This is a genomic window from Pseudomonas mucidolens (assembly GCF_900106045.1).
GTDB classification, from domain to species: Bacteria; Pseudomonadota; Gammaproteobacteria; order Pseudomonadales; family Pseudomonadaceae; genus Aquipseudomonas; species Aquipseudomonas mucidolens.
The window spans coordinates 102,132-126,996 of record NZ_LT629802.1; the positions used below are offsets into that span (position 1 = coordinate 102,132).

The 24,865-nt window shown below is 58.9% G+C and carries 24 protein-coding genes; 16 read left to right on the forward strand and 8 right to left on the reverse strand.

Annotated elements, in window-relative coordinates; all coding sequences use genetic code 11:
• Positions 1-51 precede the first annotated feature (51 nt).
• The gene (gene zapE / locus BLU75_RS00480) at positions 52-1,146 is read left to right on the forward strand and encodes a cell division protein ZapE (protein ID WP_084376337.1); all 1,095 of its coding nucleotides are present in this window, start codon (positions 52-54) and stop codon (positions 1,144-1,146) included.
• A gap of 122 nt (positions 1,147-1,268) precedes the next feature.
• Here zapE and BLU75_RS00485 read toward each other — a convergent pair whose 3' ends face one another.
• Positions 1,269-2,165, reverse strand: coding sequence for a GlxA family transcriptional regulator (locus BLU75_RS00485; protein WP_172832090.1), 897 nt, complete (start codon positions 2,163-2,165; stop codon positions 1,269-1,271).
• Between the two features lie 244 nt (positions 2,166-2,409).
• Here BLU75_RS00485 and BLU75_RS00490 point away from each other — a divergent pair, with 244 nt between their 5' ends.
• On the forward strand, positions 2,410-3,546 hold the full coding sequence (locus BLU75_RS00490; protein WP_084376335.1) for an acyl-CoA dehydrogenase family protein: 1,137 nt from the start codon (positions 2,410-2,412) through the stop codon (positions 3,544-3,546).
• A gap of 117 nt (positions 3,547-3,663) precedes the next feature.
• Here BLU75_RS00490 and BLU75_RS00495 read toward each other — a convergent pair whose 3' ends face one another.
• The gene (locus BLU75_RS00495; RefSeq protein WP_084376334.1) at positions 3,664-4,704 is read right to left on the reverse strand and encodes an NADP(H)-dependent aldo-keto reductase; all 1,041 of its coding nucleotides are present in this window, start codon (positions 4,702-4,704) and stop codon (positions 3,664-3,666) included.
• Between the two features lie 248 nt (positions 4,705-4,952).
• Between BLU75_RS00495 and rplM the strand changes: the two genes are divergently transcribed.
• From rplM to BLU75_RS00565, 13 genes are all read left to right on the forward strand, one after another.
• Entirely contained in the window at positions 4,953-5,381 is a 429-nt protein-coding gene (gene rplM / locus BLU75_RS00500) for a 50S ribosomal protein L13 (RefSeq protein ID WP_029291908.1), read from the forward strand.
• 14 nt (positions 5,382-5,395) lie between these two features.
• Positions 5,396-5,788 (forward strand): 30S ribosomal protein S9, encoded by a 393-nt coding sequence (gene rpsI, locus BLU75_RS00505; protein ID WP_002555064.1) that lies wholly within the window; start codon positions 5,396-5,398, stop codon positions 5,786-5,788.
• Positions 5,789-6,055: 267 nt separating this feature from the next.
• Positions 6,056-6,649: a ubiquinol-cytochrome c reductase iron-sulfur subunit gene (gene petA, locus BLU75_RS00510; protein WP_038443372.1), complete on the forward strand. Its 594-nt coding sequence runs from the start codon at positions 6,056-6,058 to the stop codon at positions 6,647-6,649.
• On the forward strand, positions 6,649-7,860 hold the full coding sequence (locus BLU75_RS00515; protein ID WP_084376333.1) for a cytochrome b: 1,212 nt from the start codon (positions 6,649-6,651) through the stop codon (positions 7,858-7,860). The genes petA and BLU75_RS00515 overlap by 1 nt, the downstream gene beginning before the upstream one ends.
• Complete coding sequence (locus BLU75_RS00520; protein WP_084376332.1) at positions 7,860-8,639, forward strand: cytochrome c1; 780 nt, start codon at positions 7,860-7,862, stop codon at positions 8,637-8,639. The genes BLU75_RS00515 and BLU75_RS00520 overlap by 1 nt, the downstream gene beginning before the upstream one ends.
• A gap of 150 nt (positions 8,640-8,789) precedes the next feature.
• On the forward strand, positions 8,790-9,407 hold the full coding sequence (locus tag BLU75_RS00525) for a glutathione S-transferase N-terminal domain-containing protein (protein WP_084376331.1): 618 nt from the start codon (positions 8,790-8,792) through the stop codon (positions 9,405-9,407).
• A gap of 17 nt (positions 9,408-9,424) precedes the next feature.
• Positions 9,425-9,844, forward strand: coding sequence for a ClpXP protease specificity-enhancing factor (locus BLU75_RS00530; protein WP_084376330.1), 420 nt, complete (start codon positions 9,425-9,427; stop codon positions 9,842-9,844).
• A gap of 163 nt (positions 9,845-10,007) precedes the next feature.
• The gene (locus tag BLU75_RS00535; RefSeq protein ID WP_084376329.1) at positions 10,008-10,757 is read left to right on the forward strand and encodes a FadR/GntR family transcriptional regulator; all 750 of its coding nucleotides are present in this window, start codon (positions 10,008-10,010) and stop codon (positions 10,755-10,757) included.
• Positions 10,758-11,628: 871 nt separating this feature from the next.
• Positions 11,629-12,540 carry a 5-dehydro-4-deoxyglucarate dehydratase gene (gene kdgD / locus BLU75_RS00545; RefSeq protein WP_084376327.1) on the forward strand — a complete coding sequence of 304 codons (912 nt, stop codon included), beginning with the start codon at positions 11,629-11,631 and terminating at the stop codon, positions 12,538-12,540.
• 56 nt (positions 12,541-12,596) lie between these two features.
• Positions 12,597-14,042: an aldehyde dehydrogenase family protein gene (locus tag BLU75_RS00550; RefSeq protein ID WP_084376326.1), complete on the forward strand. Its 1,446-nt coding sequence runs from the start codon at positions 12,597-12,599 to the stop codon at positions 14,040-14,042.
• A gap of 198 nt (positions 14,043-14,240) precedes the next feature.
• Positions 14,241-15,605, forward strand: coding sequence for an MFS transporter (locus tag BLU75_RS00555; RefSeq protein WP_084376325.1), 1,365 nt, complete (start codon positions 14,241-14,243; stop codon positions 15,603-15,605).
• A gap of 13 nt (positions 15,606-15,618) precedes the next feature.
• Positions 15,619-17,172, forward strand: a complete 1,554-nt coding sequence (garD, locus tag BLU75_RS00560) for a galactarate dehydratase (protein ID WP_084376324.1) — start codon at positions 15,619-15,621, stop codon at positions 17,170-17,172.
• Positions 17,173-17,347: 175 nt separating this feature from the next.
• Positions 17,348-18,289, forward strand: a complete 942-nt coding sequence (locus BLU75_RS00565) for an AEC family transporter (RefSeq protein WP_090221341.1) — start codon at positions 17,348-17,350, stop codon at positions 18,287-18,289.
• Here the strand turns inward: BLU75_RS00565 and BLU75_RS00570 are convergent.
• The 6 genes from BLU75_RS00570 to gatC all read right to left on the reverse strand — a co-directional run bounded on the left by BLU75_RS00570 (position 18,286) and on the right by gatC (position 23,482).
• Positions 18,286-18,666 carry a carboxymuconolactone decarboxylase family protein gene (locus BLU75_RS00570; RefSeq protein WP_084376322.1) on the reverse strand — a complete coding sequence of 127 codons (381 nt, stop codon included), beginning with the start codon at positions 18,664-18,666 and terminating at the stop codon, positions 18,286-18,288. The genes BLU75_RS00565 and BLU75_RS00570 overlap by 4 nt on opposite strands.
• Complete coding sequence (locus BLU75_RS00575; RefSeq protein ID WP_231982600.1) at positions 18,663-19,691, reverse strand: calcium/sodium antiporter; 1,029 nt, start codon at positions 19,689-19,691, stop codon at positions 18,663-18,665. Before BLU75_RS00575 ends, BLU75_RS00570 begins: the two co-directional genes overlap by 4 nt.
• Positions 19,692-19,768: 77 nt before the next feature.
• Positions 19,769-20,140 carry a septal ring lytic transglycosylase RlpA family protein gene (locus tag BLU75_RS00580; protein ID WP_084376320.1) on the reverse strand — a complete coding sequence of 124 codons (372 nt, stop codon included), beginning with the start codon at positions 20,138-20,140 and terminating at the stop codon, positions 19,769-19,771.
• 130 nt (positions 20,141-20,270) lie between these two features.
• Positions 20,271-21,716, reverse strand: a complete 1,446-nt coding sequence (gene gatB, locus BLU75_RS00585) for an Asp-tRNA(Asn)/Glu-tRNA(Gln) amidotransferase subunit GatB (RefSeq protein ID WP_084376319.1) — start codon at positions 21,714-21,716, stop codon at positions 20,271-20,273.
• A gap of 10 nt (positions 21,717-21,726) precedes the next feature.
• Positions 21,727-23,178, reverse strand: coding sequence for an Asp-tRNA(Asn)/Glu-tRNA(Gln) amidotransferase subunit GatA (gatA, locus tag BLU75_RS00590; protein WP_084376318.1), 1,452 nt, complete (start codon positions 23,176-23,178; stop codon positions 21,727-21,729).
• A gap of 16 nt (positions 23,179-23,194) precedes the next feature.
• Positions 23,195-23,482, reverse strand: coding sequence for an Asp-tRNA(Asn)/Glu-tRNA(Gln) amidotransferase subunit GatC (gene gatC, locus BLU75_RS00595; RefSeq protein WP_003188556.1), 288 nt, complete (start codon positions 23,480-23,482; stop codon positions 23,195-23,197).
• A 210-nt stretch (positions 23,483-23,692) separates the two neighbouring features.
• Between gatC and mreB the strand changes: the two genes are divergently transcribed.
• Positions 23,693-24,730 carry a rod shape-determining protein MreB gene (gene mreB, locus BLU75_RS00600; protein ID WP_002555108.1) on the forward strand — a complete coding sequence of 346 codons (1,038 nt, stop codon included), beginning with the start codon at positions 23,693-23,695 and terminating at the stop codon, positions 24,728-24,730.
• The last annotated feature ends 135 nt before the right edge of the window (positions 24,731-24,865 follow it).

Consider the following 24,865-nt stretch of genomic DNA (forward strand, 5'->3'; position numbering starts at 1 on the left):
GGGGCCGTCGTTACAGTGACGGCCCGTTTTTGTTGCCTTGCTAACGAAATTATGACGCCCCTAGAACGATATCAAGCTGATCTGAAACGCCCCGACTTCTTCCATGATGCTGCCCAGGAAACGGCGGTGCGTCATTTGCAGCGCCTGTACGAGGACTTGGTCGCGGCCTCGCAAAGCAAGCCGGGAATGCTCAGCAAGCTGTTTGGCAAGAAAGACCAGACGCCGGTCAAAGGTCTGTATTTCTGGGGTGGCGTGGGCCGGGGCAAGACCTATCTGGTCGACACCTTCTTTGAAGCGCTGCCGTTCAAGGAAAAGTCACGCACGCACTTCCACCGCTTCATGAAGCGCGTTCACGAAGAAATGAAGACCCTGCACGGCGAGAAGAACCCGCTGACGATCATCGCCAAGCGTTTTGCCCAAGAGGCGCGGGTGATCTGTTTCGATGAGTTCTTCGTTTCCGACATCACCGACGCCATGATTCTCGGCACGCTGATGGAAGAATTGTTCAAGAACGGCGTGACCCTCGTCGCCACGTCGAACATCGTGCCGGACGGCCTGTACAAGGATGGCTTGCAACGCGCGCGTTTCCTGCCGGCGATTGCGCTGATCAAGCAGCACACTGACATCGTCAACGTCGACAGCGGCGTCGATTACCGTCTGCGGCATCTCGAACAAGCAGAACTGTTCCACTTCCCGCTCGACGAAACGGCGCATGAAAGCCTGCGCAAGAGCTTCCGCGCGCTGACGCCGGAATGTACTCAGGCGGTGGAAAACGATGTGTTGCTCATCGAGAATCGCGAGATTCGGGCGCTGCGCACCTGTGATGACGTGGCCTGGTTCAACTTTCGCGAACTGTGCGACGGCCCACGCAGCCAGAACGACTACATCGAACTGGGCAAGATCTTTCATGCGGTGATCTTGAGTGGCGTCGAGCAGATGAGCGTCACCACCGACGACATCGCCCGACGGTTCATCAACATGGTCGATGAGTTCTATGACCGTAACGTCAAGCTGATCATCTCGGCCGAAGTCGAACTCAAGGACCTCTATACCGGCGGTCGCTTGAACTTCGAATTCCAGCGCACCTTGAGTCGCTTGCTGGAAATGCAGTCCCACGAATTCCTGTCGCGGGCGCACAAACCCTAAGCGTTACCCCTTGTAGAAGCGAGCTTGCTCGCGAAGATCTTCAATAATAACGCGGGGTGTCTGATTCCCCGCGTTGTTCTTGAGTTTTTCGCGAGCAAGCTCGCTCCTACAAGGGGAAAGGCTTATGCGGCTTGCTGGAATTGCTGCCGATACTGGTTCGGCGACAGGTCTGTGTGCTGTCTGAACAGTCGCGCAAAGAAGCTCGCATCGTCGTAACCCACCTCATAACTGATGGTCTTGATGCTTTTACGGCTGCCGGAAAGCAGGCCCTTGGCTGTCTCGATGCGCAAGCGTTGCAGGTAGTGCAGGGGCTTGTCGCCTGTAGCGGTCTGGAAGCGGCGCATGAAGTTGCGGATGCTCATGCCGTGTTCCCGTGCCACGTCCTCGAAGCGGAACTTGTCGGCGAAATGCTCTTCGAGCCAGTGCTGGATTTGCAGGATGATCACGTCCTGGTGCAGTTTCTGCCCGCCAAAGCCGATGCGCCCAGGCGCGTAATTGCGCTGAACTTCGTAAAGAATGTCGCGGGCCACGGCCTGGGCGATGTTCGCGCCGCAGAAACGTTCGATCAGGTAGATATAGAGGTCGCAGGCCGAGGTGGTGCCGCCGGCGCAATAGAGGTTGTCAGCGTCGGTCAGGTGCTTGTCCTGGTTGAGCTGGACCTTGGGGAAACGTTCGCTGAAGACGTTGAAGAAACGCCAGTAGGTGGTCGCCTCCTTGCCATTCAACAGGCCGGCTTCGGCGAGCCAGAAAACACCGGTGGCTTCACCGCATAACACTGCGCCTCGAGCGTGTTGCTCACGCAGCCAGGGCAGGATCTGCGGGTAGCGTTTGCACAGCGTATCGAAATCGTCCCAGAACGCCGGCAACACGATTATGTCGGCGTTTTCCAGGGCGCCGTCCACCGGCATGATCACATCGCTGAAGCTGCACACCGGTAGCCCGTCGGGGCTGACCAGGCGGGTTTCAAAGGCTGGCGTGAGGCCCAGGCCTTGCTGTTTGCCGTAGCGCAGGCTGGCCAGGTGGAAGAAATCCTTGGCTTGCATGAGGGTTGAAGCGAAGACCCGATCAATGGCCAAAATGCTGACGCGCCGCAATGGCGTGGAGATTTGGTTAGACATAATTTCATTTATTCTTATAGGGGAAAGTGGTCACCAGACGGCTGGATCGTCTTATTTTTTGTCGCATGTGTCCAGTGTCCTGTGACGGCCATGCCGCTTAGGCTCTGTGATCTTGTTTTTGTCCGACAATCCAGGCAGGTGACCCATGATTCCCAGAACCTTGTTCAGCTCGGAGCACGAGCTTTTCCGCCAAAGCGTGCGCACGTTCCTCGAAAAAGACGCAGCGCCGTTCCACGGGCAATGGGAAAAACAAGGGCATATTGACCGCGCGCTGTGGAGCAAGGCGGGGGAGGCGGGGATGCTCTGCTCTCATCTGCCGGAAGAATACGGTGGCCTCGGCGCAGACTTTCTCTACAGCACGGTGGTGATCGAGGAGATCGCTCGTCTGGGGCTGACCGGGATCGGCTTCTCGCTGCACTCGGACATTGTTGCGCCGTACATCCTGCATTACGGCAGCGAGGCGCTGAAGCACAAGTACCTGCCCAGGCTGGTCTCTGGCGAGATGGTCACGGCCATCGCCATGACCGAGCCCGGCGCCGGATCTGATTTGCAAGGGGTCAAGACCACGGCCCTGCTGGATGGCGACGAGTATGTGATCAACGGCTCCAAGACCTTCATCACCAATGGCTTTCTGGCGGATCTGGTGATTGTGGTGGCCAAGACCGATCCCAAGGCCGGCGCCAAGGGCACCAGTCTGTTTCTGGTCGAGGCCGATACGCCGGGCTTCGACAAAGGCAAGCGCCTGGAGAAGGTCGGGATGAAGGCCCAGGACACCTCCGAACTGTTCTTCCAGGATGTGCGCGTGCCCAAGGAAAACCTGTTGGGCCAGGCCGGCATGGGTTTCGCTTACCTCATGCAGGAGTTGCCCCAAGAGCGTTTGACGGTGGCGATCGGGGCCCTGGCTTCGGCGGAAGCGGCCTTGCAATGGACCTTGGACTACACCCGCGAGCGAAAGGCGTTTGGCAAGGCGATTGCCGATTTCCAGAACACTCGCTTCAAGCTGGCGGAGATAGCCACCGAAGTGCAGATTGGTCGAGTGTTTGTCGACAAGTGTCTGGAGCTGCATCTGCAAGGCAAGCTAGATGTACCCACGGCGGCGATGGCCAAGTACTGGACCACTGACCTGCAATGCAAGGTGCTGGATGAGTGCGTGCAGTTGCACGGTGGCTACGGTTTCATGTGGGAATACCCGATTGCGCGGGCGTGGGCGGATGCACGGGTGCAGCGGATTTATGCGGGGACCAACGAGATCATGAAAGAGATTATTGCGCGGGCGCTTTGAGTGCTGCGTGGTTTTTGAGGGCCCCTTCGCGAGCAAGCCCGCTCCCACATTTTTGACGCTGTTCACCAATCAAAATGGGGGGGGCGGGCTTGCTCGCGAAAGCGGCCTACAGATCAATCAAGGTGCCGGATTCGGATGAGCCTTCTGAATCGCTTCAATTCCTTCCAGCACTCCTTTCGACAGCTTCAGATCAAAGCTGGCGATGTTGCTGTCGAGTTGCTCCAGCGTGGTGGCGCCGATGATATTGCTGGTCACGAACGGTCGTTGCGTCACGAACGCCAGGGCCATTTGCGCCGGGTCGAGGCCGTGTTCCCGGGCCAGGGCGACATAGCGGCTGCACGCCGCTTCTGACTGCGGATTGAAGTAACGGCTGAAGCGGCTGTACAGACTCAAGCGTCCACCCGCTGGGCGCGCGCCCCCTTCGTACTTGCCACTGAGCATGCCGAACGCCAGCGGCGAGTACGCCAGCAGGCCACACTGTTCGCGAATGGCGATTTCCGCCAGGCCGACCTCAAAGCTGCGGTTGAGCAGGTTATAGGGATTCTGGATCGACACGGCGCGGGTCCAGCCTCGGGCTTCGGCCAGGGCCAGGAATTTCATGGTGCCCCACGGCGTTTCGTTGGACAGGCCGATGTGGCGAATCTTGCCGGCCTTGACCTGTTCGTCCAGGGCTTCGAGGGTTTCCTCCAGTGGTGTCAGGTCTGGCTCGTCCTTGTGCGTGTAGCTCAGTTGTCCGAAGAAATTGGTGCTGCGTTCCGGCCAGTGCAACTGGTACAGGTCGATCCAGTCGGTCTGCAGGCGCTTGAGGCTGGCGTCCAGGGCGTCGACGATATGCTTGCGGTTGTGCTTGAGGTGGCCGTCGCGAATATAGTCGATGGTATTGCCGGGGCCCGCGATCTTGCTGGCGAGGACCCAGTCGGCACGGTCGCCGCGACTTTTGAAGTAGTTGCCGATATAACGCTCGGTGGTGGCGTAGGTATCCGGCTTGGGCGGTACCGGGTACATTTCGGCGGTGTCGAGGAAGTTAATGCCTGCGGCTTTGGCCCTTTCAATCTGGGCAAAGGCCTCTGCCTCGCTGTTCTGCTCACCCCAGGTCATGGTTCCGAGACAGATCGCACTTACATTCAGATCGGTCCGGCCCAGCTGTCGATAATCCATCGGGTGCTCCTTCGGGGAAAACAATCATAAAAGCAGGTTGAATTTTTTTTCGCAATCTGCATAATTGCCCACCTCTTTCTGCAGTGGAAGTGATGCGCCGTCTGCCGAAGAATCTTGCCGTTGAACGGACGCGCCGACCCGAGCCCCCGATAGCGTCTGTATCCGGCTGCCTTTGACTTGTCAAAGTACGCACTATTCAGTAAGATCCGCCGTCTAATTTACAGGGCGGCCCCTGAGGCTATTAAAGAATGACAACTTTTACTGCAAAACCAGAAACAGTTCAGCGCGACTGGTTTGTCGTCGACGCCGCTGGTCAGACCCTGGGTCGTCTGGCCACTGAAGTCGCCAGCCGTCTGCGTGGCAAGCACAAGCCTGAGTACACCCCTCACGTTGATACCGGTGACTACATCGTGATCATCAACGCTGAGCAGGTTCGTGTAACCGGCAACAAAGCCAGCGACAAAATGTACTACCGTCACTCCGGTTTCCCAGGCGGTATCAAGTCTTCCAACTTTGAAGGCCTGATTGCCAAGAAGCCTGAGGCCCCGATCGAGATCGCGGTCAAAGGTATGCTGCCGAAGGGCCCACTGGGTCGCGACATGTATCGCAAGCTGAAAGTCTATGCGGGCGCTGCTCACCCTCATGCTGCTCAGCAGCCCCAAGAACTGAAGTTTTAACGGAATAGTTCATTATGTCGGCGACTCAAAATTACGGCACTGGCCGTCGCAAAACCGCAACCGCACGCGTTTTCCTGCGTCCGGGCACTGGTAACATCTCGATCAACAACCGCTCCCTGGACAACTTCTTCGGTCGCGAAACTGCCCGCATGGTAGTTCGTCAGCCGCTGGAATTGACCGAGACCGTTGAAAAGTTCGACATCTACGTCACTGTTATCGGTGGCGGTGTAAGTGGTCAGGCTGGCGCAATCCGCCACGGTATCACTCGCGCTCTGATGCAGTACGACGAAACCCTGCGTGGCGCTCTGCGCAAAGCTGGCTTCGTGACTCGCGATGCTCGTGAAGTTGAACGTAAGAAAGTCGGTCTGCGTAAAGCGCGTAAGCGTCCGCAGTACTCGAAGCGTTAATTCGCTTTTACGTTCCAGAAAACGCCCAGCCCCCTCGCGGAGCTGGGCGTTTTTTATTGCCTGAGATTTATCCAGGTTTTTTCACTGTGACAACTTGCCACATCTGTAGACGCCCTATACTACAAGGCTTGGAGCTTGGGCTCCGGGTAATTACCTTGTCAGAGGTGGGGCTTTTCATTACCATTCGGCAAAATTTTTATAAGTTCAGATTTAATACTTAGTAGACGCCTGATTTAACAGGCCAAAAAGCTGATGGGAGAGGACTGAATGAGCAATGACGGCGTGAATGCAGGCCGGCGTCGCTTCTTGGTAGCAGCCACATCCGTGGTGGGTGCTGCAGGAGCGGTGGGGGCTGCGGTCCCGTTCGTGGGGTCATGGTTTCCCAGTGCCAAGGCGAAAGCCGCAGGTGCACCGGTGAAGGTGAATGTCAGCAAGATCGAGCCAGGCCAGCAGATGATTGCTGAGTGGCGCGGCCAGCCAGTCTTCATCGTTCGTCGTACCGAGGAAATCCTGGGGAATCTGAAGAAGATCGAAGGCCAGTTGTCTGACCCCGAGTCTAAGAATTCCGACCAGCCCGCCTACGCCCAAAACGAAGTGCGTTCGATCAAGCCAGAGATTCTGCTGCTGGTCGGTCTCTGCACTCACCTCGGTTGTTCGCCTACCTTCCGCCCGGAAGTGGCGCCCGTGGACTTGGGCAAGGACTGGGTCGGTGGTTATTTCTGCCCGTGCCACGGCTCTCACTACGACCTCGCTGGTCGCGTCTACAAGTCGCAGCCTGCTCCCCTGAACCTGCCGGTTCCGCCGCACAACTACGAATCTGACGACGTTATTGTCATTGGTGTCGATAAGGAGAGCGCGTAATGAGCAAGTTCATGGATTGGGTGGATGCGCGCTTTCCCGCCACCAAAATGTGGGAAGACCATCTCAGCAAGTATTACGCTCCGAAGAACTTCAACTTCTTCTATTTCTTTGGCTCCCTGGCATTGCTGGTACTGGTCAACCAGATCGTAACCGGTGTCTGGCTGACGATGAGCTATACCCCGTCGGCGGAAGAAGCCTTCGCCTCCGTCGAATACATCATGCGTGATGTCGAGTACGGCTCGATCCTGCGCCTGCTGCACTCCACTGGCGCTTCGGCGTTCTTCATTGTGGTCTATCTGCACATGTTCCGTGGCTTGCTCTACGGCTCGTACCAGAAGCCTCGTGAGCTGGTGTGGGTGTTTGGCATGCTGATCTACCTGGCGCTGATGGCCGAAGCCTTCATGGGCTACCTGCTGCCGTGGGGTCAGATGTCCTACTGGGGAGCACAGGTGATCATCTCGCTGTTCGGTGCGATCCCGGTCATCGGCAACGACCTGACCCAGTGGATCCGTGGTGACTACCTGATTTCCGGTATCACCCTGAACCGGTTTTTCGCCTTGCATGTGGTGGCCCTGCCCATCGTGATCCTCGGCCTGGTGGTGCTGCACATCCTGGCGTTGCACGAAGTCGGCTCGAACAACCCGGACGGCGTGGACATCAAGAAGCACAAGGACGAGAACGGTATTCCGCTGGACGGCATTCCTTTCCATCCGTACTACACCGTGAAAGATATCGTCGGCGTGGTGGTGTTCCTGTTCGTGTTCTGCTCGATTGTGTTCTTCTTCCCGGAAATGGGCGGCTATTTCCTCGAAAAACCGAACTTTGAACAGGCGAACGCCTTCAAGACGCCGGAACATATTGCCCCGGTCTGGTACTTCACGCCGTTCTACGCGATTTTGCGCGCGATCCCCGACAAACTCCTGGGCGTGATCGCGATGGGGGCGGCCATTGCGGTGCTGTTCGTGTTGCCATGGCTCGACCGCAGTCCGGTCAAGTCCATGCGCTACAAGGGCTGGATGAGCAAGATCTGGCTGTGGGTGTTCTGCATTTCGTTCGTGATCCTGGGTGTGCTGGGCGTATTGGCACCGACTCCAGGCCGCACGCTGCTGTCGCAGGTCTGCACCTTCCTGTACTTCGCCTACTTCATTCTGATGCCGTTCTACACCCGGCTCGAGAAGACAAAACCGGTTCCGGAAAGGGTGACTGGCTGATGAAAAAATTATTCGCTGCATTGATTCTTGCTGCCCTGCCGGCTCTGTCGTTTGCCGCCGGCTCAGGCGTGGAACTGGAAAAAGTCGACATCGACGTTTCTGACAAGGCTGCTATGCAAGACGGCGCCCGTACGTTCGCCAACTACTGCATGGGTTGCCACAGCGCCAAGTTCCAGCGTTACGAGCGTGTCGCCGACGACTTGGGAATTCCCCATGAGCTGATGCTCGAAAACCTGGTGTTTACCGGGGCCAAGATCGGCGACCACATGAACATCGGCATGCAATCCGACGATGCCAAGGCCTGGTTCGGCGCTGCTCCGCCTGACCTGACCCTGGTGGCGCGTGTGCGTGGCACCGATTGGCTCTATGGCTATCTGAAGTCGTTCTACGAAGATCCGACGCGTCCCTGGGGTGTGAACAACAAGGTCTTCCCGAACGTCGGCATGCCTAACGTGCTGGTCGGCCTGCAAGGTCGCCAGGTAATAGGCTGCAAACAGGTGCAGGTCGTTGAAGACGGCAAGAAGCAATATGACCCGTTGACCGGCACGCCTCTGACCCATGAAGCGTGTGATCAACTGACCATCGTGCCCAAGTCCGGTACTCTGAACGAAGAGCAGTTCGACGAGAAGGTCAAGAACCTGGTGACCTTCCTGGCCTATTCGGCCAACCCGGTGAAGCTGGAGCATCAGCGCATCGGTACCTACGTGTTGCTGTACCTGGCTTTCTTCTTCGTATTCGCCTATTTGCTCAAGCGTGAATACTGGAAGGATGTGCATTGATCCAAGCGTAGGCAATTGCTGTTAATCTTGCGCGCCCAGCGACATCTCTGAACAGGTAACGATCTGGTTGATCCAGGTGTTACGGGAGATGCTCACTGGGCGCGCTCGTTTTTGAGCTTTCCATAATTTCAACAAGCGAGGAGGACCGCCATGGGCGTGACCAACCGGTTGGCCTGTTACTCCGACCCCGCCGACCACTATTCCCACCGAGTACGTATCGTACTGGCCGAGAAGGGTGTCAGCGCCGAGATCATCAGCGTGGAGGCCGGTCGACAGCCGCCGAAACTGATCGAAGTGAACCCTTACGGCAGCTTGCCCACCCTGGTCGATCGTGACCTGGCGTTGTGGGAGTCGACCGTGGTGATGGAATATCTGGATGAGCGTTACCCGCATCCGCCTTTGCTGCCGGTGTATCCGGTGGCGCGTGCCAACAGCCGTCTGCTGATCCATCGGATCCAGCGTGACTGGTGTGGCCTGGTGGATGTGATACTGGATTCACGCAGCAAAGAAGCTGCCCGGGTTCAGGCACGCAAGGAATTGCGTGAAAGCCTGACTGGGGTTTCGCCATTGTTTGCGGATAAACCTTTTTTCCTCAGTGAGGAACAAAGCCTGGTGGATTGCTGCCTATTACCCATACTCTGGCGTTTGCCGATTCTGGGCATTGAACTGCCGCGGCCTGCCAAGCCGCTGCTTGACTACATGGAGCGCCAGTTTGCGCGTGAGGCTTTCCAGGCGAGTTTGTCTGGCGTCGAACGCGACATGCGCTAAGGCTTAAGGAGCCGTTGATGAACTCCAGTCGACCTTATCTGGTCCGCGCGCTCTACGAGTGGATTGTGGATAACGATTGCACCCCGCACATGCTGGTCAATTCCGAGTTTCCTGCGGTGCAGGTGCCACAAGGTTTTGCCAGCGATGGACAGATTGTCCTGAACGTTTCACCGAGTGCTGTGCGACAACTGCACATGGACAATGAAGCGGTCAGTTTTGAAGGGCGTTTTGGCGGTGTACCGCACACGCTCTATGTGCCTGTTGGCGCCATCCTGGGGATTTATGCCCGTGAGAATGGGCAGGGCATGGTGTTTGATCTGGAGGCGTCTCTTGAAGATGACGAAGCGATCGAACTCGAAAGTGACGATGATCTGCCACCGCCGGATTCCGAGCCACCGCGTCCAACCGGCCGGCCGAGTCTGAAAGTGGTCAAGTGATAGAACACGAGCCTGTGGCGACGTGTTGAAAATGCCTCGGCTGTGCCGGGGCATTTTTTTGCGTGAAACAAAATCGTGCAGACTAAAATGATCACCAACGGTGATCGTACAACCGCCTTGGGCTATGATGCTCGTTTATGATCGCCGAGATAGCTGACTGCCCATGGAAAACTCCAACACTGTCCCGCGTATGCCCCGCAAGCGTCGCAGCCTTGCCCAGGAACTGGTCACGGTGTTGTCCGAGCAGATCCGTGACGGACAGCTCAAGCGCGGCGACAAGTTGCCCACCGAGTCGGCGATCATGGAAGCTCATGGGGTCAGTCGCACGGTCGTACGTGAAGCGATCTCGCGATTGCAGGCGGCGGGGCAGGTGGAAACCCGTCACGGCATTGGCACATTCGTACTGGATACGCCCAGTCCCAGCGGGTTCCGCATTGATCCGGCCACTGTGGTGACATTGCGTGATGTGCTGGCGATTCTCGAACTGCGCATCAGCTTGGAAGTGGAGTCCGCTGGCCTGGCGGCCTTGCGGCGCAGTGACGAGCAACTGGCCGGCATGCGTGCCGCCCTCGATGCTCTGAACGAAAGCGCGGCGCATGCCAGTGATGCTGTAGCGTCGGACTTTCAGTTCCATTTGCAGATTGCCCTGTCGACCGGTAACCGTTATTTCACTGACATCATTACCCACCTGGGCACCAGCATTATTCCGCGTACGCGCTTGAACTCGGCGCGCCTGGCGCATGATGACCAGCAACACTACATGCAGCGCCTGAGCCGCGAACACGAAGAAATCTACGAAGCGATCGAGCGTCAGGATTCGGACGCGGCGCGGGCGGCGATGCGCTTGCATCTGACGAACAGCCGGGAGCGGCTGCGCCAGGCCCATGAGGAGGCGCAAGCGCAGCGCGGTTGAGTCATCGGTTGATAGTCAGCGAAACCGGCTCCGAGTTGATCGGCACGCTGGACTCTGCGCTGGCTTGATCGCGCAGTAGCGTCGTTTGGTTCGCGAACGGCTCCAAAGCGGATTTAGGCACTTTGACTTCAAGGTGCTTCAATTGCTCGTATTGCCCTTCATCTCCTCCGCCGGCGGTGGAGCGCTACGCCACTCACTCGCCATAACCCCGTTCTCTTTTGCGCCAGACCAGGTCGGAATTGTCGGGTCTGGTCCCAGGATTGCGTACACCGAGCCCTCGGGTAAAAGCTTGGCGGTGTTGGGGATGCGGAGTATCAGAGGCCCAGTGAAAGTGGCAAGGCTGATCTCTGCCGGGTCAAAGGGGCCGCTGATAGGGTATTGAGGCCGGGAGCTGGATTTTCCATGATGAATTTTCCTGGGGTTGCCGTCGTAGCGGCAGAGGTTCAACTCAGGCGCCAGGCTTCTGGTTCCTGAGCAGATTTATCCTTCCCTCCGATTTGCTCTTAAATTGTCAGAAATCATAGTTTCGTCAAACGGTCCCAACCGCCCGGGTCCAGGCTCCACTTCAGGGCAAAGGCGTATCGGCTTTTAACCCTTAAGCAACAAATACGGACTCCATCCTCACCAATCATGCGTCCAGTACATTCACGTCCTGGCGGCGCCGCGGTGTTCCAAACACTGTCCTGGAGAGGGCGGTCCAACAGAAAATGGCTCAATCCTGACTGATCAACATTGCGCCGCAGGCGCCATCGTTCAGCAAAATTCTGCCTCGCAGAGCGAAAGACAGTTGACGAATATTTTTATAGTTGTACGATGACGTACGACATGAACGATCAATGAATGATTGTCTTTAATCCAGGGTGTTCGAATAATGAATCCACAAGAACTGAAGTCCATCCTCTCTCACGGCCTGCTGTCTTTCCCCGTGACCGATTTCAACGCGCAAGGTGATTTCCACCAGGCGGGTTATATCAAGCGTCTGGAGTGGCTGGCACCTTACGGCGCCTCGGCTTTGTTCGCCGCTGGCGGCACCGGTGAGTTTTTCTCGCTGGCGGCCAGTGAATATTCCCAGGTGGTAAAGACCGCAGTCGACACCTGTGCCACCAGCGTGCCAATCCTCGCCGGTGTCGGCGGTTCCACGCGCCAGGCTATCGAGTATGCGCAGGAGGCCGAGCGTCTGGGGGCCAAAGGTCTGTTACTGCTGCCGCATTACTTGACTGAAGCCAGCCAGGACGGCGTCGCCGCCCACGTTGAGGCGGTGTGCAAATCGGTAAACATCGGTGTGGTGGTCTACAACCGCAACGTCTGCCGCCTGACCGCGCCGCTGCTGGAGCGCCTGGCCGAAACTTGCCCGAACTTGATTGGCTACAAAGATGGCCTGGGCGATATCGAACTGATGGTTTCGATCCGCCGTCGTCTCGGTGATCGTTTCAGCTACCTGGGCGGGCTGCCGACCGCAGAGGTTTACGCCGCTGCCTACAAGGCCTTGGGTGTGCCGGTGTACTCCTCGGCGGTATTCAACTTCATTCCAAAAACCTCGATGGATTTTTACCACGCCGTTGCCCGGGAAGATTACGCCACAGTCGACAAGATCATCGACGACTTCTTCCTGCCTTACCTCGACATTCGTAACCGCAAAGCCGGTTATGCGGTGAGTATCGTCAAGGCCGGCGCCAAAATCGTCGGCTACGACGCCGGTCCAGTGCGTACGCCGCTGACCGATCTGCTGCCGGAAGAATACGAAGCCCTGGCCGCGCTGATCGACAAGCAAGGCCCGCAATAACTTTTACCTACAAGGCCGCTGAGAAATCAGCGGCCTTTTGCGTCAGGAGAAGATTCGTGTCCCACGTCCAACGTTACGAAAACTACATCAACGGCCAATGGGTGGCCGGCGCTGACTATTGCGTCAACCTCAACCCGTCGGAGTTGTCCGATGTCATTGGTGAATACGCCAAGGCCGACGTCGCTCAAGTCAACGCCGCCATCGATGCGGCCCGCGCCGCCTTTGCGGCCTGGTCGACCTCTGGTATCCAGGCTCGTCATGATTCGCTGGATAAAGTCGGCAGCGAAATCCTCGCCCGCCGCGAAGAACTCGGTACTCTGCTGGCCCGGGAAGAAGGCAAGACCTTGCCCGAAGCCATCGGTGAGGTGACTCGCGCCGGTAACATCTTCAAGTTCTTTGCCGGTGAATGCCTGCGCTTGTCCGGCGATTATCTGCCGTCAGTACGTCCGGGCGTTAACGTCGAAGTCACCCGCGAAGCCTTGGGTGTCGTTGGCTTGATCACCCCGTGGAATTTCCCGATTGCGATTCCTGCCTGGAAAATCGCCCCCGCCCTGGCCTACGGCAACTGCGTGGTACTCAAGCCTGCCGATCTGGTGCCCGGCTGTGCCTGGGCGCTGGCGGAGATCATCTCGCGCGCCGGTTTCCCCGACGGTGTGTTCAACCTGGTGATGGGCAGCGGGCGTGTTGTCGGCGATGCGCTGGTCCAGAGCCCGAAGGTCGATGGCATCAGCTTTACCGGCTCCGTCGGCGTCGGCCGCCAGATTGCTGTCAGCTGTGTGTCGCGTCAGGCCAAGGTGCAACTGGAAATGGGCGGCAAAAACCCGCAGATCATCCTCGACGATGCCGACCTCAAACTGGCTGTCGAGCTGTCGGTACAGAGTGCGTTCTACTCCACCGGCCAGCGTTGCACGGCGTCCAGTCGCTTTATCGTGACGGCCGGGATTCATGACCGGTTCGTCGAGGCCATGGCGCAGCGGATGAAGTCGATCAAGGTCGGTCATGCCTTGAAAAGCGGCACCGATATCGGCCCGGTCGTTTCCCAGGCGCAATTGGAGCAGGACCTGAAATACATCGACATCGGCCAGAGCGAAGGTGCGCGGTTGGTGAGCGGTGGTGGTGTGGTGACGTGCGACACCGAAGGTTACTACCTGGCGCCGACGCTGTTTGCTGACAGCGAAGCCGCCATGCGAATCAGCCGTGAAGAGATTTTCGGCCCGGTGGCCAACGTGGTGCGGGTGGCGGATTACGACGCGGCACTGGCGATGGCCAACGACACCGAGTTTGGTCTGTCGGCAGGCATTGCCACCACCTCGCTGAAGTACGCCAACCACTTCAAGCGCCACTCCCAGGCCGGGATGGTGATGGTCAACCTGCCAACGGCCGGTGTGGATTATCACGTTCCGTTCGGTGGTCGCAAGGGTTCATCCTACGGTTCGCGTGAGCAAGGTCGCTATGCGCAAGAGTTCTACACCGTGGTGAAAACCAGCTACATCGGTTCGTAACACGCATTGCCCCCGTTATGGGGGCTTTTTCTCTGTAGGAGCGAGCTCGCTCGCGAAAAACGTCAACGATTACGCGGGCATTCAGGATGCCCGCGGCGCCTTTGAGTTTTTCGCGAGCAAGCTCGCTCCTACGGGGGCGGCACCACGCCACACATAACAATTACCCGCAAAAAAAATAATTAGTGGGAGTACCTCTACATGCAAGCGACCAAGCCCACGCACGTCCGTTATTTGATCCTGCTCATGCTGTTTTTGGTGACCACGATCAATTATGCCGACCGCGCGACTATCGCGATTGCGGGTTCCAGCCTGCAAAAAGACCTCGGCATCGACGCGGTCACCCTCGGTTACATTTTCTCTGCATTCGGATGGGCCTACGTGGCCGGGCAAATTCCCGGTGGCTGGCTGCTGGATCGTTTCGGTTCGAAAAAAGTCTACGCCCTGAGCATCTTCACCTGGTCGCTGTTTACCGTGCTGCAAGGCTATGTGGGGGAGTTCGGCATCTCCACCGCCGTGGTGGCGCTGTTCATGCTGCGCTTTTTGGTGGGTTTGGCAGAAGCGCCATCCTTTCCCGGCAACGCGCGCATCGTGGCTGCGTGGTTCCCGACTGCCGAGCGCGGTACGGCGTCGGCAATCTTCAACTCGGCGCAGTACTTCGCTACCGTGTTGTTCGCGCCGCTGATGGGGTGGATCGTTTATAGCTATGGCTGGCAGCACGTGTTTATCGTGATGGGGGTGATTGGCATCGTGTTCTCGATGATCTGGCTGAAAGTCATCTACAGTCCGCGCCAACACCCGATGATTAACGAAGCCGAGTTCAAGCACATCGCTGAGAACGGCGCGATGGTCGACATGGATCAGGACAAGGCCAAGGATAAGCAATCCGACGGGCCGAAATGGGATTACATCCGCCAGTTGCTGACCAACCGCATGATGCTCGGTGTGTACCTGGGCCAATACTGCATCAACGGCATCACTTACTTTTTCCTGACCTGGTTCCCGGTGTACCTGGTGCAGGACCGCGGCATGACCATCCTCAAGGCCGGCTTCATCGCCTCGCTGCCGGCCATCTGCGGGTTTATCGGTGGCGTACTCGGCGGAGTGATTTCCGATTACCTGTTGCGCAAAGGTCATTCCCTGACGTTTGCGCGCAAGGCACCGATCATTGCCGGGCTGCTGGTCTCCAGTAGCATCATTGCCTGCAACTACGTCGATGTTGAATGGATGGTGGTGGGCTTCATGGCCTTGGCCTTCTTCGGCAAGGGCGTTGGCGCGCTGGGTTGGGCGGTGGTTTCCGACACCTCGCCGAAACAAATCGCCGGTTTGAGCGGGGGGTTGTTCAACACCTTCGGTAACCTGGCGTCGATTACCACGCCGATTGTCATCGGCTACATCATCAGCACCACCGGCTCGTTCAAGTGGGCGTTGGTATTTGTCGGCGCCAACGCGCTGGTGGCGGTGTTCAGCTACCTGGTGATCGTCGGCCCGATCAAGCGCGTGGTGCTCAAGGAGCCGCCGAGCAACGGCGCCGCAGTGACGAATCTTTCCCAAGCGCATTCCTGAAGGGGGCCGTGTGATGCAGTTGATTGAACATGCCGATTCGCCGCGCTCCATTCGTTTGCACGAGCGCGATAACGTGGTGATTGTGGTCAATGATCAGGGGGTTCCGGCCGGAACCCAGTTCCCGGACGGCCTGGTCACCGTGGATTTCATCCCCCAGAGCCATAAAGTGACCCTGGAAGACATCCCCGAAGGCGGTGAGATTATTCGCTACGGCCAAACCATCGGTTACGCGTTGCAGCCGATACCCCGGGGCAGTTGGGTCCAGGAAGATCAACTGCGCATGCCGACGGCGCCGCCGCTGGACAGCTTGCCGCTGTCCACCGCGGTGCCCGAGGCCCAGGCGCCGTTGCAGGGGTTCACCTTCGAGGGCTATCGCAACACGGATGGCACCGTCGGGACTCGCAATATTCTGGGGATTACCACCACGGTGCAGTGCGTGACTGGCGTGCTGGATCATGCGGTCAAGCGCATCAAGGATGAATTGCTGCCTAACTATCCGCATGTCGACGACGTGGTGGCGCTGACCCACAGCTACGGCTGCGGCGTAGCGATTACGGCAACGGATGCCTATATCCCGATCCGCACCGTGCGCAATCTGGCGCGCAACCCGAACCTGGGCGGCGAAGCCCTGGTGATCAGCCTGGGGTGCGAGAAATTGCAGGCCGGGCAGGTCATGCACGACAACGATAGCTCCGTCGACCTGAGTGAGCCGTGGTTGTACCGGCTGCAGGATTCCAGTCACGGCTTTACCGAGATGATCGAACAGATCATGGAACTGGCCGAAATCCGCCTGAAGAAGCTCGATCAGCGCCGCCGCGAGACGGTGCCGGCGTCCGAGTTGATCCTGGGGATGCAATGCGGTGGCAGTGATGCGTTCTCCGGCATCACCGCCAACCCGGCATTGGGCTACGCCTCGGATCTGTTGCTACGGGCAGGCGCGACGGTGATGTTTTCAGAAGTCACCGAAGTGCGGGATGCCATCTACCTGCTGACATCGCGGGCCGAGAATCAGCACGTCGCCCGCGAGCTGGTGCGGGAGATGGACTGGTACGACCGTTATCTGGCCAAGGGCGAGGCCGACCGCAGTGCCAACACCACGCCAGGCAACAAGAAGGGTGGGTTGTCGAATATTGTCGAGAAGTCGCTGGGCTCCATCGTCAAGTCCGGCAGCAGCGCGATCAATGGCGTGCTGGGGCCGGGCGAGCGCGTCAAGGGCAAAGGCCTGATCTTCTGCGCAACGCCGGCCAGCGACTTTGTCTGTGGCACCTTGCAACTGGCGGCGGGAATGAACCTGCATGTGTTTACTACGGGTCGTGGTACGCCGTATGGTTTGGCGATGGCTCCGGTGGTGAAGGTTTCGACCCGCACGGAACTGGCGCAACGCTGGCCGGACCTGATCGATATCGATGCCGGACGGATCGCGACCGGGCGTGCGACGATCGAGGAACTGGGCTGGGAGTTGTTCCACTACTACCTGGACGTCGCGAGCGGCAAGAAGCAGACCTGGGCCGAGCAGCACAAGCTGTATAACGACATCACCTTGTTCAACCCGGCGCCTATTACCTGAGGCCGAGTTGCCTGGATTCGCGAGCAAGCCCTCTCCCACATTCGACGGTATTCATCCTGTAGAAATGCGGTCAATGTGGGAGCGGGCTTGCTCGCGAATGTGCTAGACCAGACGCAGCGGCCTACACTGGCTTATCATTAGCGACCTGACGACGCTCACCAAGGTTCTCTGCGGCATGCTGGCTATCTTCCTGCAAACCCTCACCGTCACCGCGCCGGTGTTTGCCATGCTGTTCCTCGGTGTGCTGCTCAAGCGCATCAACTGGATCAACGACAACTTTATCCACACCGCCTCGGCGCTGGTGTTCAACGTCATGATGCCGGCGCTGCTGTTTCTCGGCATTCTCCATGCGGACCTGCACTCGGCGCTTCAGCCCGATCTGCTGATCTACTTTTGCTTTGCCACTCTGCTGAGTTTCGCCGTGGCGTGGGGCTGGGCGATCTTTCGTTGCCCGCGTGTAGATCGTGGCATTTATGCCCAGGGCGCCTTCCGCGGCAACAACGGAGTGATCGGCCTGGCGCTGGCGGCCAGCATGTACGGCGATTACGGCATTTCCCTCGGTGCGATCCTCGCGGCACTGGTGATTCTGTTCTACAACACCCTGTCGACCATTGTACTGGCGGTCTACAGCCCGGTGATCAAGTCCGATCCGTGGAGCATCTGCAAAAGTGTATTCGCCAATCCGCTGATCATCAGTGTGATTGCGGCAGCGCCCTTCGCCTATTTCCAGATCGGGTTGCCCGGTTGGCTGGAAAAGTCCGCGCAGTACCTGGCGGACACTACATTGCCCTTGGCGTTGATCTGCATCGGCGGAACCTTGTCCCCGGCAGCCTTGCGCAAAAGCGGCGATATGGCGTTGAGCGCCAGCTTGATGAAAATGCTCTGGCTGCCGGTGCTGACGACGTTCGGCGCCTGGTTGCTCGGGTTTCGCGGGGCGGAGTTGGGGATTCTGTTTCTGTACTTCGGTTCGCCGACGGCGGCGGCCAGTTTCGTCATGGCCCGCGCGGCGCAGGGTAACCACGAGTTGGCGGCGGCGATTATTGTGATCACTACCTTGATGGCGGCGGTGACCACTAATATCGGGATCTTTGTGTTGCAGGCGGGTGGCTGGATCTAGTCTTGTTGCTGGTGGCTGTCGATCACTTCCTGAGCCGCGCGGAACGCATCGATCGCCGCTGGCACGCCGGCATACACCGCGCAATGCAGCAGCGCCTCGCGAATCTCCTCGACCGTGCAGCCATTGTTCAGCGCGCCACGCACATGGCCTTTCAGCTCTTGTGGGCATTTGAGTGCGGTCAAGGCGGCGAGCGTGATCAGGCTGCGGGTTTTCAGCGGCAAGCCTTCCCGATTCCAGACGCCGCCCCAGGCGTGTTCGTTGACGAAGTCCTGCAGCGGCTGGGTGAATTCGGTGGCGCTGCCCAGGGCGCGGTCGACAAACACGTCACCCATTACCTGGCGACGCATTTCAACGCCGGATTTCCGTTGCTCGGTCATTGCGAACCCCTCTTGTGGTGGCGATACCAGGCTCGCAGCGAATTACACAGCAAGAACGCTACCAGCGCCGGCAGGACGTAATACAGCATCAACTTTTCCAGCTTGTTGGCCAGCGGCATGCCGGTGGTGAACGACATCACGTGCAGCCCGTACGCCAGGTACAGGCCCAGCAGCAGCAAGCCTTCGGCCCGGGTAATCCGGTAGCCGGTATAGAACACTGGCAAGCACAGCAGGATGACGCCGAGCAGGACCGGCAGGTCGAAGGCCAGGGCATTCGGGGAAACCGATAGCGCCGACGGCGCGACCAGGGCGGTGAAACCCAGTACGCCCAGCAGATTGAACAAATTGCTGCCGATCACGTTGCCCACCGCAATCTCCCGCTCGCCGCGCAGGGCGGCGATCAACGACGTCGCCAGACAGGGCAGGGAGGTGCTGACGGCAACCACGGTCAGGCCGATGACCCGTTCGGACAGGCCCAGGTCGCTGGCCACTTCCACCGCGGCGCCGAGCACCAGGTGGCCGGCGAGCATCAGCAGCCCCAGTCCGCCGATCATCCACAGCAAACTGCTCAGCCACGGTGCCTGGACCAGCGTGTCGCGCGTACGCGGGCGGCGAGAGTGGCGGGTCTGGTACAGCAACAGGCCGAGGTAGGCGATCAGGGCGAGCAACAGGATCAGGCCGTCCACCGGCGTCAGTTCTTTATTGCTGGCGAGGGTGAAGACCAGCAGGCCGGCGAAGATCATCACCGGAATGTCCAGGCGCACCAGTTGCCGGGACACCCGCAGTGGAATGATCAGCGCGGACAGGCCAAGGATCACGAGAATGTTGAAGATGCTGCTGCCGATCACGCTGCCGACCGCAATGTCGGTGCTGCCGGCCAGGGTCGCTTGCAGGCTGACCACAATTTGCGGGGCGCTGCTGCCGAACGCAACGATGCTCAAGCCAATGATCAGTGGCCTGACCTTAAGGCTGGCGGCCAGGCGCACGGCGGCGCGTACCAATACCTCGGCGCCGACAATCAGCATGAGCAGGCCACCGGCCAGTTCGATCAGGCTCCACGGCGAGAGGGCGTTTAATCCGAAAATGGTCAGGGCTCCGTCAGTCAGTTGCTCAGGGCTTGCACACGTACACGCGCAGTACCGCTGCGCAGCATACCCAGCTGTTCAGCGGCTTTGCGGGAAACATCGATCAGGCGGCCACGGGTGTACGGGCCGCGATCATTGATTCGGACCACGACGGTTCTGTCGTTGGTCAGGTTGGTGACCCGCACGCGCGTACCGAAGGGCAGGCGGCGGTGGGCGGCGGTCAGGGCATGCTGGTTGAAGCGTTCACCGCTGGCGGTTTTTTTGCCGTGGTGTTTGGCACCGTAGTAGGACGCGGTGCCGGTCTGGTCGTAACCGTCGGGGTCGATCACCCCGCTGGCGCAGCCAGTCAATAGAGAAAACAGAGCACAGAGGCCGAGCAGACGCTTCATTATCAAGGTATCCCCATTACAAATGTGGGAGCAGGCTTGTGTGGGAGCAAGCAAGCCCGCTCCCACACAAGCCTGCTTCCACATGGGGTCTGGATCGGAAGTGAGATTCCGCCCGGACCATTCATTGTTATCAGCCCTCGAGCTTGCTTTTCAGCAGTTCGTTGACCTGTTGCGGGTTGGCCTTGCCTTTGGAGGCTTTCATCGCCTGGCCGACGAAGAAACCGAACATCTTGCCGCGCTTGGCCTCATCTGCCGCACGGTATTGTTCGACCTGTTCGGCATTCGCCGCGAGCATCTCATCGAGCACGGCCGAGATCGCGCCGCTGTCGGTGACTTGCTTGAGACCACGCTTCTCGATGATCTCGTCGGCATTGCCTTCACCGCTGGCCATGGCTTCAAACACGGTCTTGGCGATCTTGCCGGAGATGGTGTTGTCCTTGATCCGCAGCAACATGCCGCCCAACTGCTCGGCCGAGACCGGGGCTTCGTCGATTTCCAGGCCCTGTTTGTTCAACAGGCTGCCCAGTTCGACCATGACCCAGTTGGCCGCGAGTTTGGCGTCGCCGGCGATGCTCACGACTTTTTCGAAGTAGTCGGCCTGCTCGCGGCTCGACGCCAGGACGCTGGCGTCGTACACCGAAAGACCGAACTGCGCCTGGAAACGCTCGCGTTTTTGCGGTGGCAATTCCGGCAGGGTGGCGCGCACGTCATTGAGGAACGAATCCTCGATGACCACCGGCAACAGGTCCGGATCGGGGAAGTAACGGTAGTCGTTGGCTTCCTCCTTGCTGCGCATGGCGCGGGTTTCGTCTTTGTTCGGGTCGTACAGGCGGGTCTGCTGGATCACCTTGCCGCCGTCTTCGATCAGCTCGATCTGGCGACGCACTTCGGTGTTGATCGCCTTTTCGATGAAACGGAACGAGTTGACGTTCTTGATCTCACAGCGGGTGCCGTACTCAACCTGGCCTTTAGGCCGCACCGACACGTTGCAGTCGCAACGCAGGGAGCCTTCGGCCATGTTGCCGTCACAGATACCCAGGTAACGCACCAGGGCGTGGATGGTCTTGACGTAGGCCACGGCTTCCTTGGCACTGCGCATATCCGGCTCGGACACGATCTCCAGCAGCGGCGTGCCGGCGCGGTTCAGGTCGATGCCGGTGGAACCGTTGAATTCTTCATGCAGGCTCTTGCCGGCATCTTCTTCCAGGTGCGCACGGGTCACGCCCACACGTTTGATCGTGCCGTCTTCCAGCGGGATATCCAGGTAGCCCTTGCCGACAATCGGCAATTCCATCTGGCTGATCTGGTAGCCCTTGGGCAGGTCCGGGTAGAAGTAGTTCTTGCGCGCGAACACGTTGTGCTGGCCGATCTCGGCGTCAATCGCCAGGCCGAACATCACCGCCATACGCACCGCTTCCTCGTTCAGCACCGGCAGTACGCCGGGCATGCCCAGGTCGACCAGGCTGGCCTGGGTGTTCGGTTCAGAGCCGAAGGTGGTGGCGCTACCGGAGAAAATCTTCGATTGGGTGGCGAGCTGGGTATGAATCTCCAGCCCGATCACAACTTCCCATTGCATAGTGTTCTCCTCAGAAGCCGGTAGGGGTGCGAGTGTGCCAGTCAGTGTTCAACTGGTACTGGTGCGCCACATTGAGCAGGCGGCCTTCCTGGAAATACGGGGCGAGCAATTGCACGCCCACCGGCATGCCATCGACGAAGCCTGCCGGCATCGACAAGCCCGGCAGGCCCGCGAGGTTGGCGGTGATGGTGTAGAGGTCTTCCAGATACGCAGCCACCGGGTCGCCATTCTTGGCCCCGAGTTTCCAGGCCGGATTCGGCGTGGTCGGGCCGATTATGACGTCGACTTCGTTGAACGCGGCCATGAAGTCGTTCTTCACCAGGCGACGGATTTTTTGCGCCTTGAGGTAGTACGCGTCGTAATAACCGGCCGATAGCGCGTAGGCGCCGACCATGATCCGGCGCTGTACTTCGGGGCCGAAACCTTCGCCACGGGAACGCTTGTACAGGTCGGTAAGGTCCTTCGGGTCTTCGCAGCGATAGCCGAAGCGCACGCCGTCGAACCGTGACAGGTTGGACGAGGCTTCCGCCGGGGCGATCACGTAATAGGCCGGAATCGCGTGCTGATTGTTCGGCAGACTGATTTCCTTGATCACCGCACCGAGCTTTTCCAGTTCCTTGACACTGTTGTGGACCAGCTCGGCGATACGCGGGTCGAGGCCGGCGCTGAAATACTCTTTTGGCACGCCAATGCGTAGGCCTTTGATCGACGTATTGAGGCTGGCGCTGTAGTCCGGCACCGGCTCATCGATGCTGGTGGAGTCCTTCGCGTCGAAGCCTGCCATGCCTTGTAACAATATTGCGCAGTCTTCGGCTGTGCGTGCCAACGGCCCGCCCTGGTCGAGGCTGGATGCGTAGGCAATCATGCCCCAGCGGGAGACGCGACCGTAGGTCGGTTTCAAACCGGTGAGGTTGGTGAACGCGGCGGGCTGGCGGATCGAGCCGCCAGTATCGGTGGCGGTGGCAGCGGGCAGCAGGCGCGCAGCAACGGCTGCCGCCGAACCACCGGACGAACCACCCGGCACGTGCTCCAGGTTCCACGGGTTTTTCACCGCGCCGTAGTAGCTCGATTCGTTGGCCGACCCCATGGCGAACTCGTCCATGTTGGTCTTGCCCAGGGTCACCGCGCCAGCAGCAGCCAGCTTGGCGACCACCGTGGCGTCATAGGGCGCCTTGAAGTTGTCGAGCATCTTCGAGCCGCAGCTGGTGCGAATGCCCTGGGTGCAGAACAGGTCCTTGTGGGCAATCGGCGCACCCAGCAACGTGCCGTTCTCACCGTTGGCGCGGCGGGTGTCGGCGGCCTTGGCCTGGCTCAGGGCCAGCTCTTCGGTGAGGCTGATGAAGCTGTTGACCTTGGGGTCCAGCTCGGCGATACGCGCCAGCAGGGTCTTGGTCAGTTCTTCGCAAGAAAACTTTTTGTCGGCGAGACCGCGGGCGATCTCGGCCAGAGTCAATTGATGCATTGCAGGCTCTTTCCCTTTAGTCGATGACTTTCGGAACCAGGTACAGGCCGTTTTCGACCGCTGGCGCGATGGACTGGTAGGCCTCGCGATTATTGCGTTCGGTCACGACGTCTGCGCGCAGGCGCTGGCTGGCTTCCAGTGGGTGAGCCAGGGGCTCGATGCCGTCGGTATTCACGGCCTGCATTTGGTCGACCAGCCCGAGAATGCTGTTCAGGGCTGCGGTGGTCTGTGGAAGATCGGCATCATTGAGGCCAAGCGAGGCCAGATGAGCGATTTTTTCCACGTCGGAGCGTTCAAGCGCCATGGGATTCTCCAGTGGAAAACAGAACGGAGGCTGTCCGTGTGTTAGATTGTCGGAACACTACCGCATTTCTACGGTCATATGGCCGCGATTGTGGGGTTAGGTGCACAGAAAGTCGGCCAATTTAACATATTGGCGCCTTGCCCAAAATCCCTGTCGTTGTTAGAGTTTGCCGCACTTTTTTACCCACGCGTTGCCTAGGGTCCTTTCCCCATGTTCAAGAAACTGCGTGGCATGTTTTCCAGCGATCTTTCCATTGACCTGGGCACTGCCAACACCCTTATTTACGTGCGCGAGCGCGGTATCGTCCTGAATGAGCCATCGGTTGTGGCTATTCGGACCCATGGTAATCAGAAAAGTGTCGTTGCCGTGGGCACCGAGGCCAAGCGAATGCTCGGCCGTACACCTGGCAACATTGCTGCCATTCGTCCGATGAAAGACGGCGTGATTGCCGACTTCAGCGTCTGCGAAAAGATGCTGCAGTACTTCATCAACAAAGTTCACGAAAACAGTTTTCTGCAGCCTAGCCCTCGGGTGCTGATCTGCGTTCCGTGCAAGTCCACCCAGGTGGAGCGGCGTGCCATCCGTGAATCGGCGCTGGGTGCCGGTGCTCGTGAAGTGTTCCTGATCGAAGAGCCAATGGCCGCCGCTATTGGTGCCGGCCTGCCGGTTGAAGAGGCACGCGGCTCGATGGTCGTGGATATCGGTGGCGGTACTACCGAGATCGCGCTGATTTCCCTCAATGGTGTGGTGTACGCCGAGTCCGTGCGTGTGGGCGGCGACCGTTTCGACGAAGCGATCATCACCTACGTGCGTCGTAACTACGGCAGCCTGATCGGCGAATCCACCGCCGAGCGCATCAAGCAGGAAATCGGCACCGCCTACCCGGGTGGCGAAGTTCGCGAAGTCGATGTTCGCGGTCGTAACCTGGCCGAAGGCGTGCCACGTGCCTTCACCCTGAACTCCAATGAAGTGCTGGAAGCTCTGCAAGAGTCTCTGGCCACCATCGTTCAGGCAGTGAAAAGCGCCCTTGAGCAATCGCCGCCGGAACTGGCTTCCGATATCGCCGAGCGTGGCCTGGTACTGACCGGTGGTGGCGCCTTGCTGCGTGACCTGGACAAGTTGCTGGCCCAGGAAACCGGTCTGCCGGTGATCGTCGCCGAAGACCCGCTGACCTGTGTGGCCCGTGGCGGTGGTCGTGCACTGGAAATGATGGATAAACACACCATGGATCTGCTCTCCAGCGAATAAGATTCCCTGGTTTGGCCCATGCTTCGCTCGCAGGCAGCACTTTGCAGTGCTGCCTGTTGGCGTTTATCTTCTTCAATCTGCATCCAGGCCGATTTGATGCCGTATGAATAACATGAACAATTGCCTGGGAGGAGC

Coding starts and splice junctions, on each gene's coding strand:
- zapE (WP_084376337.1), top strand. CDS start 52: ATGACGCCCCTAGAACGATATCAAGCTGATCTGAAACGCCCCGACTTC.
- BLU75_RS00490 (WP_084376335.1), top strand. CDS start 2,410: ATGATTCCCAGAACCTTGTTCAGCTCGGAGCACGAGCTTTTCCGCCAA.
- BLU75_RS00495 (WP_084376334.1), bottom strand. CDS start 4,704: ATGGATTATCGACAGCTGGGCCGGACCGATCTGAATGTAAGTGCGATC.
- rplM (WP_029291908.1), top strand. CDS start 4,953: ATGACAACTTTTACTGCAAAACCAGAAACAGTTCAGCGCGACTGGTTT.
- rpsI (WP_002555064.1), top strand. CDS start 5,396: ATGTCGGCGACTCAAAATTACGGCACTGGCCGTCGCAAAACCGCAACC.
- petA (WP_038443372.1), top strand. CDS start 6,056: ATGAGCAATGACGGCGTGAATGCAGGCCGGCGTCGCTTCTTGGTAGCA.
- BLU75_RS00515 (WP_084376333.1), top strand. CDS start 6,649: ATGAGCAAGTTCATGGATTGGGTGGATGCGCGCTTTCCCGCCACCAAA.
- BLU75_RS00520 (WP_084376332.1), top strand. CDS start 7,860: ATGAAAAAATTATTCGCTGCATTGATTCTTGCTGCCCTGCCGGCTCTG.
- BLU75_RS00525 (WP_084376331.1), top strand. CDS start 8,790: ATGGGCGTGACCAACCGGTTGGCCTGTTACTCCGACCCCGCCGACCAC.
- BLU75_RS00530 (WP_084376330.1), top strand. CDS start 9,425: ATGAACTCCAGTCGACCTTATCTGGTCCGCGCGCTCTACGAGTGGATT.
- BLU75_RS00535 (WP_084376329.1), top strand. CDS start 10,008: ATGGAAAACTCCAACACTGTCCCGCGTATGCCCCGCAAGCGTCGCAGC.
- kdgD (WP_084376327.1), top strand. CDS start 11,629: ATGAATCCACAAGAACTGAAGTCCATCCTCTCTCACGGCCTGCTGTCT.
- BLU75_RS00555 (WP_084376325.1), top strand. CDS start 14,241: ATGCAAGCGACCAAGCCCACGCACGTCCGTTATTTGATCCTGCTCATG.
- garD (WP_084376324.1), top strand. CDS start 15,619: ATGCAGTTGATTGAACATGCCGATTCGCCGCGCTCCATTCGTTTGCAC.
- BLU75_RS00565 (WP_090221341.1), top strand. CDS start 17,348: ATGCTGGCTATCTTCCTGCAAACCCTCACCGTCACCGCGCCGGTGTTT.
- BLU75_RS00570 (WP_084376322.1), bottom strand. CDS start 18,666: ATGACCGAGCAACGGAAATCCGGCGTTGAAATGCGTCGCCAGGTAATG.
- BLU75_RS00575 (WP_231982600.1), bottom strand. CDS start 19,691: ATGCTGATTGTCGGCGCCGAGGTATTGGTACGCGCCGCCGTGCGCCTG.
- BLU75_RS00580 (WP_084376320.1), bottom strand. CDS start 20,140: ATGAAGCGTCTGCTCGGCCTCTGTGCTCTGTTTTCTCTATTGACTGGC.
- gatB (WP_084376319.1), bottom strand. CDS start 21,716: ATGCAATGGGAAGTTGTGATCGGGCTGGAGATTCATACCCAGCTCGCC.
- gatA (WP_084376318.1), bottom strand. CDS start 23,178: ATGCATCAATTGACTCTGGCCGAGATCGCCCGCGGTCTCGCCGACAAA.
- gatC (WP_003188556.1), bottom strand. CDS start 23,482: ATGGCGCTTGAACGCTCCGACGTGGAAAAAATCGCTCATCTGGCCTCG.
- mreB (WP_002555108.1), top strand. CDS start 23,693: ATGTTCAAGAAACTGCGTGGCATGTTTTCCAGCGATCTTTCCATTGAC.